This is a genomic window from Paenibacillus sp. FSL H8-0175 (assembly GCF_045040615.1).
Classification (GTDB): domain Bacteria; phylum Bacillota; class Bacilli; order Paenibacillales; family Paenibacillaceae; genus Paenibacillus_AQ; species Paenibacillus_AQ odorifer.
The window spans coordinates 3,212,954-3,226,050 of the sequence record NZ_CP150299.1; the positions used below are offsets into that span (position 1 = coordinate 3,212,954).

15 protein-coding genes are annotated in these 13,097 nt (G+C 41.9%); 11 read left to right on the forward strand and 4 right to left on the reverse strand.

The window, feature by feature from the left end; all coding sequences use genetic code 11:
• Positions 1 to 28: 28 nt before the first annotated feature.
• The 5 genes from MHH46_RS14340 to MHH46_RS14360 all read left to right on the forward strand — a co-directional run bounded on the left by MHH46_RS14340 (position 29) and on the right by MHH46_RS14360 (position 3,354).
• Entirely contained in the window at positions 29 to 1,018 is a 990-nt protein-coding gene (locus MHH46_RS14340) for an ROK family protein (protein WP_076190051.1), read from the forward strand.
• Positions 1,019 to 1,097: 79 nt separating this feature from the next.
• Complete coding sequence (locus MHH46_RS14345) at positions 1,098 to 1,367, forward strand: PQ-loop domain-containing transporter (protein ID WP_076190052.1); 270 nt, start codon at positions 1,098 to 1,100, stop codon at positions 1,365 to 1,367.
• 46 nt (positions 1,368 to 1,413) lie between these two features.
• Positions 1,414 to 2,289 (forward strand): serine/threonine protein kinase, encoded by an 876-nt coding sequence (locus MHH46_RS14350; protein WP_076190053.1) that lies wholly within the window; start codon positions 1,414 to 1,416, stop codon positions 2,287 to 2,289.
• Positions 2,290 to 2,315: 26 nt separating this feature from the next.
• Complete coding sequence (locus MHH46_RS14355; protein WP_076190054.1) at positions 2,316 to 2,756, forward strand: NUDIX domain-containing protein; 441 nt, start codon at positions 2,316 to 2,318, stop codon at positions 2,754 to 2,756.
• Between the two features lie 64 nt (positions 2,757 to 2,820).
• Positions 2,821 to 3,354, forward strand: a complete 534-nt coding sequence (locus MHH46_RS14360; RefSeq protein ID WP_076190055.1) for a hypothetical protein — start codon at positions 2,821 to 2,823, stop codon at positions 3,352 to 3,354.
• 11 nt (positions 3,355 to 3,365) lie between these two features.
• On the opposite strand, the gene MHH46_RS14365 is transcribed toward MHH46_RS14360, so the two are convergent.
• Positions 3,366 to 3,800, reverse strand: a complete 435-nt coding sequence (locus MHH46_RS14365) for a DUF4395 domain-containing protein (protein WP_076126204.1) — start codon at positions 3,798 to 3,800, stop codon at positions 3,366 to 3,368.
• Between the two features lie 1,557 nt (positions 3,801 to 5,357).
• Here MHH46_RS14365 and MHH46_RS14370 point away from each other — a divergent pair.
• On the forward strand, positions 5,358 to 5,927 hold the full coding sequence (locus MHH46_RS14370; RefSeq protein WP_076186025.1) for a TetR/AcrR family transcriptional regulator: 570 nt from the start codon (positions 5,358 to 5,360) through the stop codon (positions 5,925 to 5,927).
• A gap of 50 nt (positions 5,928 to 5,977) precedes the next feature.
• Positions 5,978 to 7,432, forward strand: coding sequence for a DHA2 family efflux MFS transporter permease subunit (locus tag MHH46_RS14375; protein ID WP_076194367.1), 1,455 nt, complete (start codon positions 5,978 to 5,980; stop codon positions 7,430 to 7,432).
• Positions 7,433 to 7,626: 194 nt separating this feature from the next.
• On the opposite strand, the gene MHH46_RS14380 is transcribed toward MHH46_RS14375, so the two are convergent.
• The 3 genes from MHH46_RS14380 to MHH46_RS14390 all read right to left on the reverse strand — a co-directional run bounded on the left by MHH46_RS14380 (position 7,627) and on the right by MHH46_RS14390 (position 9,558).
• Entirely contained in the window at positions 7,627 to 8,049 is a 423-nt protein-coding gene (locus tag MHH46_RS14380) for an SDR family NAD(P)-dependent oxidoreductase (protein WP_076130926.1), read from the reverse strand.
• A 74-nt stretch (positions 8,050 to 8,123) separates the two neighbouring features.
• Positions 8,124 to 8,618 (reverse strand): hypothetical protein, encoded by a 495-nt coding sequence (locus tag MHH46_RS14385; protein WP_076130924.1) that lies wholly within the window; start codon positions 8,616 to 8,618, stop codon positions 8,124 to 8,126.
• A 154-nt stretch (positions 8,619 to 8,772) separates the two neighbouring features.
• Entirely contained in the window at positions 8,773 to 9,558 is a 786-nt protein-coding gene (locus tag MHH46_RS14390) for a hypothetical protein (protein WP_405132617.1), read from the reverse strand.
• 81 nt (positions 9,559 to 9,639) lie between these two features.
• Here MHH46_RS14390 and MHH46_RS14395 point away from each other — a divergent pair, with 81 nt between their 5' ends.
• Genes MHH46_RS14395 through MHH46_RS14410 form a run of 4 tightly spaced genes read left to right on the forward strand, consistent with a single transcriptional unit; the run spans position 9,640 to position 13,044 of the window.
• Complete coding sequence (locus MHH46_RS14395) at positions 9,640 to 9,972, forward strand: PadR family transcriptional regulator (RefSeq protein WP_076186012.1); 333 nt, start codon at positions 9,640 to 9,642, stop codon at positions 9,970 to 9,972.
• Positions 9,969 to 11,294 carry an FtsW/RodA/SpoVE family cell cycle protein gene (locus MHH46_RS14400; protein ID WP_076194343.1) on the forward strand — a complete coding sequence of 442 codons (1,326 nt, stop codon included), beginning with the start codon at positions 9,969 to 9,971 and terminating at the stop codon, positions 11,292 to 11,294. The genes MHH46_RS14395 and MHH46_RS14400 overlap by 4 nt, the downstream gene beginning before the upstream one ends.
• 59 nt (positions 11,295 to 11,353) lie before the next feature.
• Positions 11,354 to 12,265, forward strand: coding sequence for a hypothetical protein (locus tag MHH46_RS14405; RefSeq protein ID WP_076194340.1), 912 nt, complete (start codon positions 11,354 to 11,356; stop codon positions 12,263 to 12,265).
• Positions 12,266 to 12,324: 59 nt separating this feature from the next.
• Complete coding sequence (locus MHH46_RS14410) at positions 12,325 to 13,044, forward strand: M15 family metallopeptidase (RefSeq protein WP_248548183.1); 720 nt, start codon at positions 12,325 to 12,327, stop codon at positions 13,042 to 13,044.
• Positions 13,045 to 13,097: the final 53 nt, after the last annotated feature.

The following is a 13,097-nucleotide window of genomic DNA, read 5'->3' on the forward strand; positions in this document are numbered from 1 at the left end:
GATAGAATACCTAATTCTGGAGGTTTTTATGAAACGGTATATGTTAGGGATTGATCTTGGCGGAACCAATATTAAAGCAGGGATTTACGATACTGATTTTATAGCTGTAAAAGAAAGATCTATACCAACAGAGGCTGCTAAGGGCCCGGCCCATGTGTTGGGACGGATTAGAGAAGCAGTACGTTTAATCACGGATGAAGCGAATATTCCATTAGATTTGGTAGAAGGAATGGGAATCGGAGTGCCAGGATTACTTGATCCAGTAACGGGAATTTCTTTTTTCTCACCGAATTTTCCGGATTGGGAGCATGTACATGTTGTAGATGAGATGAAAAAATTCTATGACTTTCCTACTTTTATTGATAATGATGTTAGGGTTAATCTTTATGGTGAATGGCAACAAGGTGCAGGAAGAGGGTATAACAATCTGGTTCTGATTACCTTGGGAACGGGATTAGGGTCGGGTATTGTAAACGACGGAAAAGTGATCTACGGTACGTCTTATAGCGCGGGTGAAATTGGGCATATGAATATGTACAGGAACGGGCGTCCCTGCAAATGTGGAAGCTCCGGTTGTTTGGGGCGATATGTGTCCGCGATTGGCATGGTGAATACTTTTAAAGAAAAGCTGAAAGAAGGTCGAACAAGTATTATTCAGACTTGGACTAAGGATCAAGATGAGCAAATTACCGCGTTAATGATATCTGAGGCTTACGAACTTGGAGACGCTCTCTCTATGGAAGTAATGCAGGAGACTGGAACTATACTTGGGTTTGGATTAGCGAATGTTGTGAATATCCTCAACCCGGATCTTATTATTGTAGGTGGGGGAATGGCAGCGGCGGGAGATAAATTGCTCCAACCTGTAAGAGAGACTGTGCATCAGCATGCGTTGAAGCTATCAAGCAGTAAGTGTAAAATTGTTCAAGCAGAGCTTGGGAGTCGAGCAGGAACTATAGGTGCGGCCTCTTATGCGTATAGTAAGCTGCAAGATGCAGGGAAATTAAACTTTGCTTAGTGTTATTTGTTTTTTACATGAAATGGAACCAGATCGAGCCGCCCGGAATACAACTGTATAAAACCGTGGAGGTGCTCTTATGTTTGCAATCATGCAATTAATAGGTGGAGTGATTCTTTCTTTGGGATGGATCCCGCAGATTGTTCAAATCCTCAAATCAAAATCCGTAGCCGATTTAAATCTCAAATCGTATTTACTTATGCTGCTCGGGATTAGTTTAATGGAAGCTTATGCGATCAGTTTGGCGGTTACGGGGGTTGGATTAGCTTTTTTGATTACGAATACGATGTCTTTAAGTGTTGTATTGCTGGTTATTATTCTAGTGATTAAATATCGAACAAGACCATGAATGAAGTAAATAGATATAATCTAGATAATGAATGTAGGAGGTTAATTTGCGCGAAAAATATTATACATATGAAATCGATGCGGTAATTTTTCAATTGCAGGAAGCCTGTGATTTTGCTTGGTTAACTAAGCTGGGAAAAGTGTTTAAAGTGTTCGATCAGCAAGACTCCGGAAATCTTTCTTTTGGTGTGGAGCAGGAGGGGAAGAAGTATTTTGTGAAATTTGCTGGGGGGAAACCTTTGACTTATGCCGGGAATCCTCAGGATGCTGTTAACCGTTTAATTGAAGCTATTCCGTTATATAACGAACTTAGATATGATGCGCTGATCACGCTACTGTCACATTTTGAAGTTGAGTCGGGGTATGTAGCAGTCTTTGATTGGTTTGCAGGTGAATGTTTACATTCGCATTGGCTGTTTGCGGGAGAAGCGAAGCTGAGTCATCCGGAGTCGCCTTTTTTTCGTTATAAGCAATTATCCGTTGAAAAACGTCTGTCTTCATTAGATGTAATCTTTTCGTTTCATGAATATGTGGAGTTACAGGGTTATGTGGCTGTCGATTTTTATGATGGAAGTATTCTATATGATTTTGTAAACGATGAAACTAAAATTTGTGATATTGATTATTATAGACGTAAGCCTACTGTAAATGATCTGGGAGAGAACTTCTGGGGTTCATCCAGATTTAAGTCACCGGAAGAGTTTAGCTTGGATGCGCCGATTGATGAAGTTACGAATGTATTTAATATGGGCGCCACAGCATTTGTTTTGTTAGGAGGAGCATCCGATCGATCGTTTGCAAAATGGGAAACCAGCCAAGCCCTCTACGAGGTTGCTTTGCGGGCTGTCAGTGCGGTGAGGGAGCAGCGGTATCGGAATATAGCGGAATTTAAATTGGCTTGGGATGCGGCAAAAAATGTTTGAGGCTGGAGGGAAGGCGAGGGATATAATTGCTGGTAAACTTTTATGATTTGGATAAGGAAAAAGAAGTTGAGCTGAAGTACGTTGTTATTATGGTTAAACATGGTGAAGAATGGATCTTAGCGAGACATCAGAACCGTTCGACGTGGGAGTTTGCCGGAGGGCATATAGAGGTTGGTGAAATCCCGGAGCAGGCTGCTGCCAGAGAATTATATGAAGAAACGGGTGCGGAACAATTCTTACTTTTTCCAATAGCTATTTATAGGGTCACTAGTATCGACGCTCCAGAAAATTATGGTAAGTTATATTTTGCAAATGTGGAACAGTTCGCAGAACTTCCTCCTTATGAGATGGCAGAAATCAGAGGATTTACTGAGATACCAAAAGAACTGACGTATCCCTTGATTTACCCAGCCTTGATATCAATAGTTCAGGATTTCATTAACCATTCATCTTCAGCTGTAGGATAAGAATGATAGCCCTGCTGTTGTCACATGATATGATTAATAAATAGAACAAGCAGGAGGGATTTCATTGAAAAGAGACATTCAGCATGTACCCTATGGCTATGAGCCACCAGTTGAGCAACGTAAAGGGACTTTAGTGTTTTACGACTCTTTTGAACATATAACAGACCAAGAGCTTGAAGTGGCGGCGAAAACTGCAACTGACCGGCGTTTCACCAAACTGGTGTTATATCCACTTCATGAGGAAACGGTGCGACGGATGACCAAAGAGCCGGTGAGCGCTTATTATAAGCGAGAGGACCGGCTGCATGAATGGAAAAGGGAGCAAGGGCGTAGCTTTATCACGGTAGAGAGTTTGGAAGGGAAGCGAAAGAAGTATACTCCGCTTGATTCAGCGTTGCGGCATCTTTTGGAGATCTATCCTTCGCCGATTTTTCTGTATTTAACGCCTGAGGTGGCGAATCAGTTTGCGTCTTATTCTTCTTTTGAAGAGTGGATTGTAAAGATTCGGTTATTGTTGCCAGTTGCACCTTCATCACTGCATCCACGGTTACTAAAATTTCGCCATCGCTGGGATGTTGTTGGAGAAGAGAGAGATTAAAATTAACAAATTTAATTTGTGCTGCTTTGTTTACGTCTATAATTGTACATTCTCCATTGATAATGGATAAAACATCCGATACAAAAACCTAGGATTGCCACAGTGGCGGCCACCGCAACGAGCGCTGTGAAAATGTAAGCTGCGATCGTCCAGCCAACGATGAAGCTGATGAGACCCCCTGCGAGGCAGAAGACAGCTATGCTTTGATTAAACTGTTGTTGTGACCAGTCTTCGAGTACATAGTGGGAACGCTCTTTTGTCAGAAACCTGGCAGCTAGCTTAATGATGGGATTATAACCGAACAAAAGACCGAGCAATCCGGCAAACAAGGGCAGCGCTAGTATCCAGTGTTGTCCTGTTAGCCATGTTAATATTACAGAAATGACGATAAACGCCTGATTAGTTTTTACTAATGGCCGGGGAATTCCTTTGGGCACGTTTTGCATTTTATTCACACCTTTCTCATTGGAATAATTATAGTATACGCTGGGATTGTGGGAATGGGAAGTAGATAATTTCAAGCGGACGTGGGGTGTCGGGATTTAATTTAGTGAGGGAGAGAGAATGTATGGAGATGGCTGGAAGCGGATGGGGAAGATGGGGCGGATGGAGGCAGATGAAGCAGATGGGCGGATGAAGCAGACGGGCTAGAAGGGGGCAGATGGAGCAAATGGGGCGAGTGGGGACAGAAGGAGCAGATGGGCTGGATGGAGGCAGGTAGTAATTTATTGAGAAAATACAGATGGACATTAATAGCATCCCACCCACCCAGCACATTACGTCCTCACCTCCTCTCCACAGCACATTGGGCCTTCTCTCGTTCACACCATCTCCTTCACTTCATCTGCTTCACTTCATCTGCTTCACCCCATCTCATTCACTCCATCGGACCCCAGAGTCCTTATTTGCTGGAAAAGTAACCTTTTGAAAGATTAACGGACCCCAATGCAGCTATGAGCACAAAAAGGGATGAAAACAGTCCGGTTTGAGGGGAATAGCGACGGTGAGGTCCGGAAAATTGTGAAAGGACATGATTTAGCGCAAATAGCTGCATCTGAGTCCGATAGGAATGTTAGCTTGAGAGCAAGTGTAGTACATGGAAAACAAAAGTGTGGGAGTAAGTGTGAAGCAAGGGAGTAGACGGACAAATGCAAGCGCGGAAATAGTGTGAGGCAAGTGTGCGATCTAATGAAGCTTAATAGCTCGATGAGAAGTAAATGTGAAGTAGAAGGATGTACGAAGTTAGGAGCTATCGGACCCCAGAGTCCTTATATGCTGGAAAAGTAACCTTTTGAGTAATTATCGGACTCCATTGCAGCTATGTGCACAAAATGGGATGAAAACAGTCCGGTTTGAGGGGAATAGCGACGGTGAGGTCCGAAAAATTGTGAAAGGACATGATTTAGCGCAAATAGCTGCATCTGAGTCCGATAGAAATGTTAGCTTGAGAGCAAGTGTAGTACATGGAAAACAAAAGTATGGGAGTAAGTGTGAAGCAAGGGAGTACACGGACAAATGCATGCGCGGAAATAGGGTGAGGCATGTGTGCGACCTAATGAAGCTAATAGCTCGATGAGAAGTAAATGTGAAGTAGAAGGATGTTCGAAGTTAGGAGCTATCGGACCCCAGAGTCCTTATATGCTGGAAAAGTAACCTTTTGAGTAATTATCGGCCCCCAATGCAGCTATGAGCACAAAAAGGGATAAAAAAAGTCCGGTTTCAGGGGAATAGCGGCGCTCAGGTCCGAAAATGAGCCCAAAAGCATGTTTTAGCGCAAATAGCTGCATCTGAGTCCGATAGGGAGGATGGAGCTAACCCAACCCAACCCAACCCAACCCAACCCAACCCAACCCAACCCAACCCAACCCAACCCAACCCAACCCAACCCCCACGATATTCCACCAAAATTACTTTGAATTTAAGTAATTTATGTGTTGACATATCTCTTTGAAATATGGTTTTATTATGTAGACCAATTGTTATAATGCAAAGGAAGTGTCAGCTTGTCGAACAAGCCGAATACGCGTGAGGCGATTTTGGACACAGCTTCGAAATTGTTTTTTTCTCAGGGATATCATGCAACAGGACTGAATCAGATTATTAAAGACAGCGATTCACCGAAGGGGTCTCTTTATTACTACTTTCCTCACGGTAAAGAAGAACTGGCTTTAACATGTATTAACCGGACTAGTGAAGTTGTCGCGCAGAAGCTTAGACATCATATGGAGAACAGCAAGAGTGCGTCTGAGGCAATGGAGGATTTCATTCTAGGAATGGCTAAAGATGCTGTGGAATCCTCATACGAAGGGATTGTTCCGTTTAGTTTTTGGTTGGCGGCGGAGACATCCTGTATTAGTGAGGAGCTGCGGACTGCATGTAAATCTGTGTTTATGGACTTGCAGGATGTGATCAAGAAACGTCTTTTGGATGAGGGCGTAGAGAACAAGCCCGCGGCCGATAAGGCTTCAGTGGTAATCTCTTTATTTGAAGGGGCGCTTCTCCAGACGCTGACTTTTCGGGAGGAACAACCGCTTCTCGCGGCGGCAAAGTTTATCCCAGTAATACTTGGTTAGATACAGACAAATAGTTAAGATTATCAGGAGGATTAAGGGTGGAAGCAACTATGCAAGGGAACCAACAAAAAGAGGTCAAGAAGTTTAAGACTATTCCAATTCTTGTCTCTTTATTACTAGCAGGTTTTATCGGAATGTTCAGTGAAACGGCATTAAATGTTGCCTTAAGTGATCTTATGAATGTCCTACAAATTACCCCAGCAACAGCACAATGGTTGACAACAGCTTATCTGCTTACACTGGGTATACTAGTACCAATTTCGGGGATGCTGCTTCAATGGTTTTCGACGAGACAGCTGTTTATAGCGGCTTTATGTTTTTCAATCCTAGGAACATTCCTAGCGGCAGTATCACCTAACTTTGAGTTCTTACTTACAGCAAGAGTGGTTCAAGCTATGGGAACAGCGCTTCTGTTGCCACTGATGTTTAATACAATCCTTATCATCATTGCTCCTGAAAAACGGGGGGCAGCAATGGGGATGATCGGTCTGGTTATCATGGTTGCTCCGGCGATTGGGCCTACCATTGCTGGACTGCTAATTGAAAGCCTCAGCTGGCACTGGATCTTCTGGTTGTCATTGCCATTCTTAGTGATTGCATTGATATTCGGGATTCTGTTCATGCAGAATGTAACAAAGGTGACGAAACCGAAGATTGATATCCTCTCCATTGTGTTATCTTCACTCGGGTTTGGCGGTATTGTGTTTGGTTTCAGCAGCGCCGGTGAAGAAGCGGGCTGGGGAAGTCCGAAAGTGATCACTGCAATCATCGTAGGTGTAGTAGCACTGTTATTGTTTGGGCTTCGTCAAATGAAGATGAAGGAGCCAATGATTAATCTGCGTGCTTTTAAATATCCAATGTTCGCTATTGGTGTAGCTATGGTATTTATTTGTATGATGGTTATTCTGTCCTCCATGTTGATTCTTCCGATGTACCTTCAACAAGGACAAGGTTATACAGCTTTCAAAGCGGGTCTGTTGCTGCTTCCAGGCGGAATTATAAACGGATTGATGTCCCCAATTATGGGTCGTATGTTTGATAAATACGGTCCGAAATGGCTCGTGATTCCAGGTCTGATTATTGCAGCAGTAGCCTTGTGGTTCTTCTCCAGTATTACTGTAGCTTCTACGGTTGTGTTCGTAATCGTACTTCACAGTACGCTTATGATTGGTATTTCGATGGTATTTATGCCGGCACAGACGAATGGTATTAACCAGTTGCCACTAGAACTTTATCCAGATGGTACAGCTATTATGAATACACTGCAGCAGGTTGCTGGTGCCATTGGTACTGCATTAGCAGTCAGCATTATGACCGCGGGTTCAAAAAGCTACATGAAAACTGTGGAGAACCCAGCAGATCCAGCTAATATGTTACCTGCGTTCACGAACGGTGTACAAAATGCTTTTATTTTCGGAATGAGTATGGCGATTGTAGGACTAATTCTTGCTTTCTTCATAAAAAGAGTAGTTGTTAATCATAAAATGAATACCCCGATGCATTAATAAATAAATTTGACGCAAGAAAAGGTGTTCGAATAGGTTAGTTTGTAAAATCCCCTTAGGATAGACAGTGAAAAAAAGTTCATGATCTCATGGACCTAACACTGTTGATCGAAGGGGATTTTTTTGTTCGCAATAAGAAAGAGGACCACTCCTCGGTAGAATACCGAAAAGCGACTCCACTTAAAGCTTTCTTTTTAAGAAAAATGCTGGGATATATTAGTCAGATATTCTTCTTCGGCCGTATTTTCTTTCATTTGAATGAGCATTTTTGCATCTTCACCAACAACATATCGGAATTGACTTGTCCCATCTGTGGCGGCTTGATATATTGTTTCCGCAACAAGTTCTGGAGGCGAAGCATAGGCAGGTTGTTTTTCCATCTCACCCAATTTACCCAAAAATGCAGTAGTAAAAGGTTTATATTCCGTTAATGCTTCATTAAAAAAGAACTCCATCGATCTACCACCAAAGTCTGTCTGAATGGCACCAGGTTCAATTAACTTTACTTTGATGTTTTGTGATGCTAATTCATAAGATACGGATTCAGAAAAACCTTCTACGGCAAATTTCGTTGAATGAGGATTACAAGTATGAGGATTATAATAATTAAGAGACATTCCGAGAAAATGACGATCTCTCCCTGGCAGAATACCGGGGAGCGATCGTCATTTAATTCTCACTTTATTAATTTTCATTGTGTCCATTCCATCATATATACTCGTTGTAACTCCACGTTAAGGATCACGATACAGTAGCTACCATCATCTTTTTTCTTATAATAATACAATCCTCTTTCTTCGAGTTCTATAGGGTTAGACCAAAATAATTTTTCGTATTTTTCTTTTTCATTTGGATAAATGGCAATCACAGAGTCTTTGAAACTTGATATTCTCTCTTTTAAGGGATCAATTGATTCAACGTTGAGGGGATGCCAAAATGCTGCGTCTTTGATTTCTTTGAATTGCTTTTCGTCATAATCTAATACGTAATAGCTTTCGCCATCCCCATGGAAACTGGGTGGACTTTCAAATATCACCTTTGACTCTGTAGGTTTAGAGATCGATATGCCCCAATTTATCTTCCACGTCTCATAATAGTTCATCGAATTGTTACGGAGCATATATCCAACGAAAACAAATATGAATAGAACGGTAAAACTCAAGATTGTTATTGTTGTTTTTCTCATCGTTGATCTCCTCAACATCCTGCTTGTATTACCATTATTATACATGAATGAGGAGGGAGTAAGGGATTCTTAATAGAAACTTTACATGCATAGATTTACGATGTATAGTTGTCCTAGGTATAAAAGGATAACTAATATTCATGATATACAGATATTAGTCATGGGAAAAAAGTAAATCAACGGTATAAATCCCGTAGAATGAGCTGAATCCGGTCCGAGGAAGCAAATCAACGGTATAAATCCCGTAGAATGAGTCGAATCCGGACCGCAGAAGCAAATCAACGGTATAAATCCCGTAGAATAAGCCGTATCCGGACCGCAGAAGCAAATCAACGGTATAAATCCCGTAGAATGAGCCGAATCCGGCTCGACGAAGCAAATCAACGGTATAAATCCCGTAGAATGAGCCGAATCCGGTCCGACGAAGCAAATCAACGGTATATATCCCGTAGAATGAGCCGTTTCCGGTCCGAGGTAGCAAATCAACGGTATAAATCCCGTAGAATGAGCCGATTCCGGTCCGAGGTAGCAAATCAACGGTATAAATCCCGTAGAATGAGCCGATTCCGGTCCGAGGTAGCAAATCAACGGTATAAATCCCGTAGAATGAGCCGAATCCGGCTCGAGAAAGCAAATCAACGGTATAAATCCCGTAGAATAAGCCGTATCCGGACCGAGGAAGCAGATCAACGGTATAAATCCCGTAGAATGAGCCGAATCCGGCTCGACGAAGTAAATCAACGGTATAAATCCCGTAGAATAAGCCGTATCCGGACCGATGAAGCAGATCAACGGTATAAATCCCGTAGAATGAGCTGAATCCGGACCGAGGAAGCAAATCAACGGTATATATCCCGTAGAATGAACCGAATCCGGCTCGACGAAGCAGATCAACGGTATAAATCCCGTAGAATGAGCCGAATCCGGTCCCACGAAGCAAATCAACGGTATATATCCCGTAGAATGAGCGGAATCCGGTCCCACGCCAATTGTAAAGTTAGAATTTAGGAGGTGTTAGCCGTTGAAAGTAAGTAAAGAGATGCTGAAGGGCAGTACGGGTACATTAATTCTGACTCTTTTACAGGAGAAGCCATTATATGGTTATGAGTTAATCAAAGAGCTGGAGCTGAGATCACAGGGTGTTTTTTCATTAAAAGAAGGAACCTTGTATCCAATTCTGCATGCGATGGAAAGTGAGCGCTGGGTAGAGGCTTACTGGATGGAGGTAGAGGGAAGGAAGCGTAAGTACTATAGAATTCTGGATGAAGGTAAAGAGAAACTCAAGGAGAAAAAAGCAGAATGGGTTATGTTTAAAGGTGCAGTTGACTCCGTTCTGGGAGAGGGTGGTGTATGATGAAAGAGAGGCAACAGCAATTTTTGGATGAAGTGTGTGCAGAGATTAAAGCGAAAAAAACTCACCCAGAGATACGTCAAGAATTAGCTAGTCATCTAGAAGATTTAATTTGTGAAAAAGAATCAGACGGTGTATCACGGGAAGAAGCCATAGCTTGGGCGATCGCACAAATGGGGAATCCGCAAACGTTAGGAAAAGAACTTCATCTAATACATAAACCACATGTACCTTGGGGATTGTTTGGCGTTGTAGCTATATTATCCGCGATCAGTCTGATCGGAATGAGTTCTGTGGATGTAGGCTACAGTGATATTGTTAAAGGTGCTTTTTTGGATAATGCGTTTAGACGCCAAGCGATAAATATACTTATTGGAATTGTATTGATGTTTGGATTGTATTTCATTGATTTCAGAAAGCTGAGAAGTTTCTCGTGGGTATTATACGGAACATCAATAGCAGGAATTCTGTCGAGTATATTCTGGGGGATAACAATAAATGGAGTAAATTATGGTCCTAGGATTTTTTTGATCTTACCTGATATGACATCCTATCGTCCTTATGTTTTGATAGTCGCGTTAGCAGGGATTTTAGTGAATCGTAAGGAATCGGCTAAAAAGAAAACTTGGCGAAGTGGGTTGTTCGACATAAGCCTTCTGTTAGCACCTGCATGGCTTCTTATCTCTTTAAACTCTCTTCCAGAGCTTGTAGTGTATCTAATCTCTTCACTACTATTATATGTATGGATTACTCGCGATTGGATAAAGAGTGTAGTATTATTAGGGTTCTTTGTAATAGTTGGACTAATGTTCATCTTCAATAGCGACTACCTGATGGTCAGAATTATTAGTGCAATAAATCCATCTTTAGATCCAGAAGGTTATGGCTATATATATCAAGTAATGCGTGAAGTTATTAGCTCAGCGGGTTGGTGGGGGCACGGATTCGGAGCAGTAGAACAAAAGCTGCCGTATGTTTACTCAGATATGTTGCCTGTCTATCTTATTCATTGTTTTGGTTGGGCGGGGGCGCTGCTTTTGCTTGCAGTTATCTCCTGGTTCTTTATCAAGCTTCTATCTACGATACGAGCGATTCGTGAGCCCTATGGACAAGCTTTAGTGTTGGGTTTGGCATTTTTACTAGCCATAAGACTAACCTATGGTCTTGCTGTTTTGAGCGGCGGAATGATGTTGACTTCTATCCCGTTCCCTTTCCTGAGCTATGGGAGTCATGTGTGGTTTGAATATGCGGCTATTGGACTTTTGATGGGCATTTATCGTAGGAAGGACATTGGAGCCGTCCAGGATAATACTGTACTGAGTTAGATTCAGGATCCTCTCGTATGTCTAATTATTAAGTATGAATACTTAAGGGAGGTCTTTTAATGGGATGGAAAAAAACAGGCTTGTTAAGTATTGCCTTTGCCCTAGGCTCTATGGGAGGGTTTGGGAGTATACATACAACTGATACTGTAGCTGCCGCAACTGTGAAAGAATCTGCAAAAGTCTATAACCAATTCCAACAATATGTACAGAAACCGGCATCTCTTGCTAACGCACGGAATTATTTGATTAACCATATCAAAGAAGTGGATACCTGGACAGCAACTCAGATGACACTCCAGCTCGAAAATGCACAGAAGGCATATTTACCTGTGTACTCTGAGAAGGTTTTTCCGGAGAATGTTCAGAAAGAGATAAATAATGCTTTTTCCAAAAGCAAAAATCTAACATACAGCACACTCCTTAATGCGATCAAAGATCCCAATGTACGCAATATGTTAATTGAAGGACGGGATAAGGGGTATAAGCTGGAGACTAGTGAGGGCATGTACTATCCAGTGATGCATTATGAGGGGTTCAAAAGCTTTAAGCCGTATGTCACGAAGGACATCGCTGCTTATATAGATATCATGGCCACTGAATCGAATCAACCAAGTGTTTTTGATGCAGCTATTGTGATTAGTTGGACAGAGTTAACGAACAGGGCGCTTGCACTGGAGGATTTTGTGACGAAATACCCAGCTTCCAATCGGTCAACCGTTCTTCAAAAAGAGCTGCTCAATGCAACTTCACGCTTATTATATGGATCAAGCAACACACCAGCTTATGACTATGATGAGCAAGTAATCAAACCTGAAGTAAAGAAGGCGTATGAGAATGCATTAAAAGGAAACAAAGGCGACACCAGAATCCTAATGATTTTAGAAAAACTACTGCAGTTACTTGATTCCACGAATAATAAACTCACACCTGAAGTGGAGAAATTTCTGAATCAAACGGTTAATTCGAAATGAAGAGGCGGGATCTATTGAGAAGCGGATTTAGAGGAACAAAAATTATAGTTTTCGCATTTGTGCTGTTGTTATGGACAAACACGATTTTTATGGGCAGCGCAGATGCAGCTTACGTTGGATCATCTACAGACAATGTACTGCAGCAAATGCAGCTGGAGAAGAAAAACCGCCTGCCGCAAGGATTTGTCTATTTGGATGAAGTGATTCCTACTGCCCAATTTGAAATTCGCTATTACGGAGACAATAATTTTGTAGGGAAGCGGATTGATGGTTATAAAGCGCCTTTAGCGATCTTTTCACAGACTGCAGCTACAGCCTTGAAGGCAGTAAGTGAGGATTTAGCCAAAAAAGGATATATCCTAAAAATCTATGATGCTTATCGTCCGCAGACCGCGGTGAATCATTTTGTAAGATGGTCACAGAATTCCGCGGATACTAAGATGAAGCAGCAATATTACCCGCTACTGGATAAACGTAATTTATTCAAACTCGGATTTATAGCGAAAAAATCAGGACATTCTCGAGGCAGTACCATCGATTTAACGATCGTCAATAAAGAGACCGGTGTAGATGTAGATATGGGCAGCCCGTTTGATTTTTTCGGAGAGATCTCTTTTTATGATACATCGTTGATCACAAAGACTCAGAAAGCAAATCGCGCAATTCTCAAAGAGGTTATGGTGAAGCAAGGCTTTAAACCTTATAGTAAGGAATGGTGGCATTTTACGCTGATAAAAGAACCTTTTCCTAAGCAGTATTTTGACTTCAAGGTGGAATAATCATTTCTAAAGAAGTGGCTCAACATAATGTTGAACGGCTTCTTTTTTTTCTT

Bases quoted from the DNA above. Each gene is read 5' to 3' on its own strand.
- MHH46_RS14340 (WP_076190051.1), top strand. From the start codon at position 29: ATGAAACGGTATATGTTAGGGATTGATCTTGGCGGAACCAATATTAAA.
- MHH46_RS14345 (WP_076190052.1), top strand. From the start codon at position 1,098: ATGTTTGCAATCATGCAATTAATAGGTGGAGTGATTCTTTCTTTGGGA.
- MHH46_RS14365 (WP_076126204.1), bottom strand. From the start codon at position 3,800: ATGCAAAACGTGCCCAAAGGAATTCCCCGGCCATTAGTAAAAACTAAT.
- MHH46_RS14375 (WP_076194367.1), top strand. From the start codon at position 5,978: ATGCAAGGGAACCAACAAAAAGAGGTCAAGAAGTTTAAGACTATTCCA.
- MHH46_RS14380 (WP_076130926.1), bottom strand. From the start codon at position 8,049: ATGTCTCTTAATTATTATAATCCTCATACTTGTAATCCTCATTCAACG.
- MHH46_RS14385 (WP_076130924.1), bottom strand. From the start codon at position 8,618: ATGAGAAAAACAACAATAACAATCTTGAGTTTTACCGTTCTATTCATA.
- MHH46_RS14400 (WP_076194343.1), top strand. From the start codon at position 9,969: ATGATGAAAGAGAGGCAACAGCAATTTTTGGATGAAGTGTGTGCAGAG.
- MHH46_RS14405 (WP_076194340.1), top strand. From the start codon at position 11,354: ATGGGATGGAAAAAAACAGGCTTGTTAAGTATTGCCTTTGCCCTAGGC.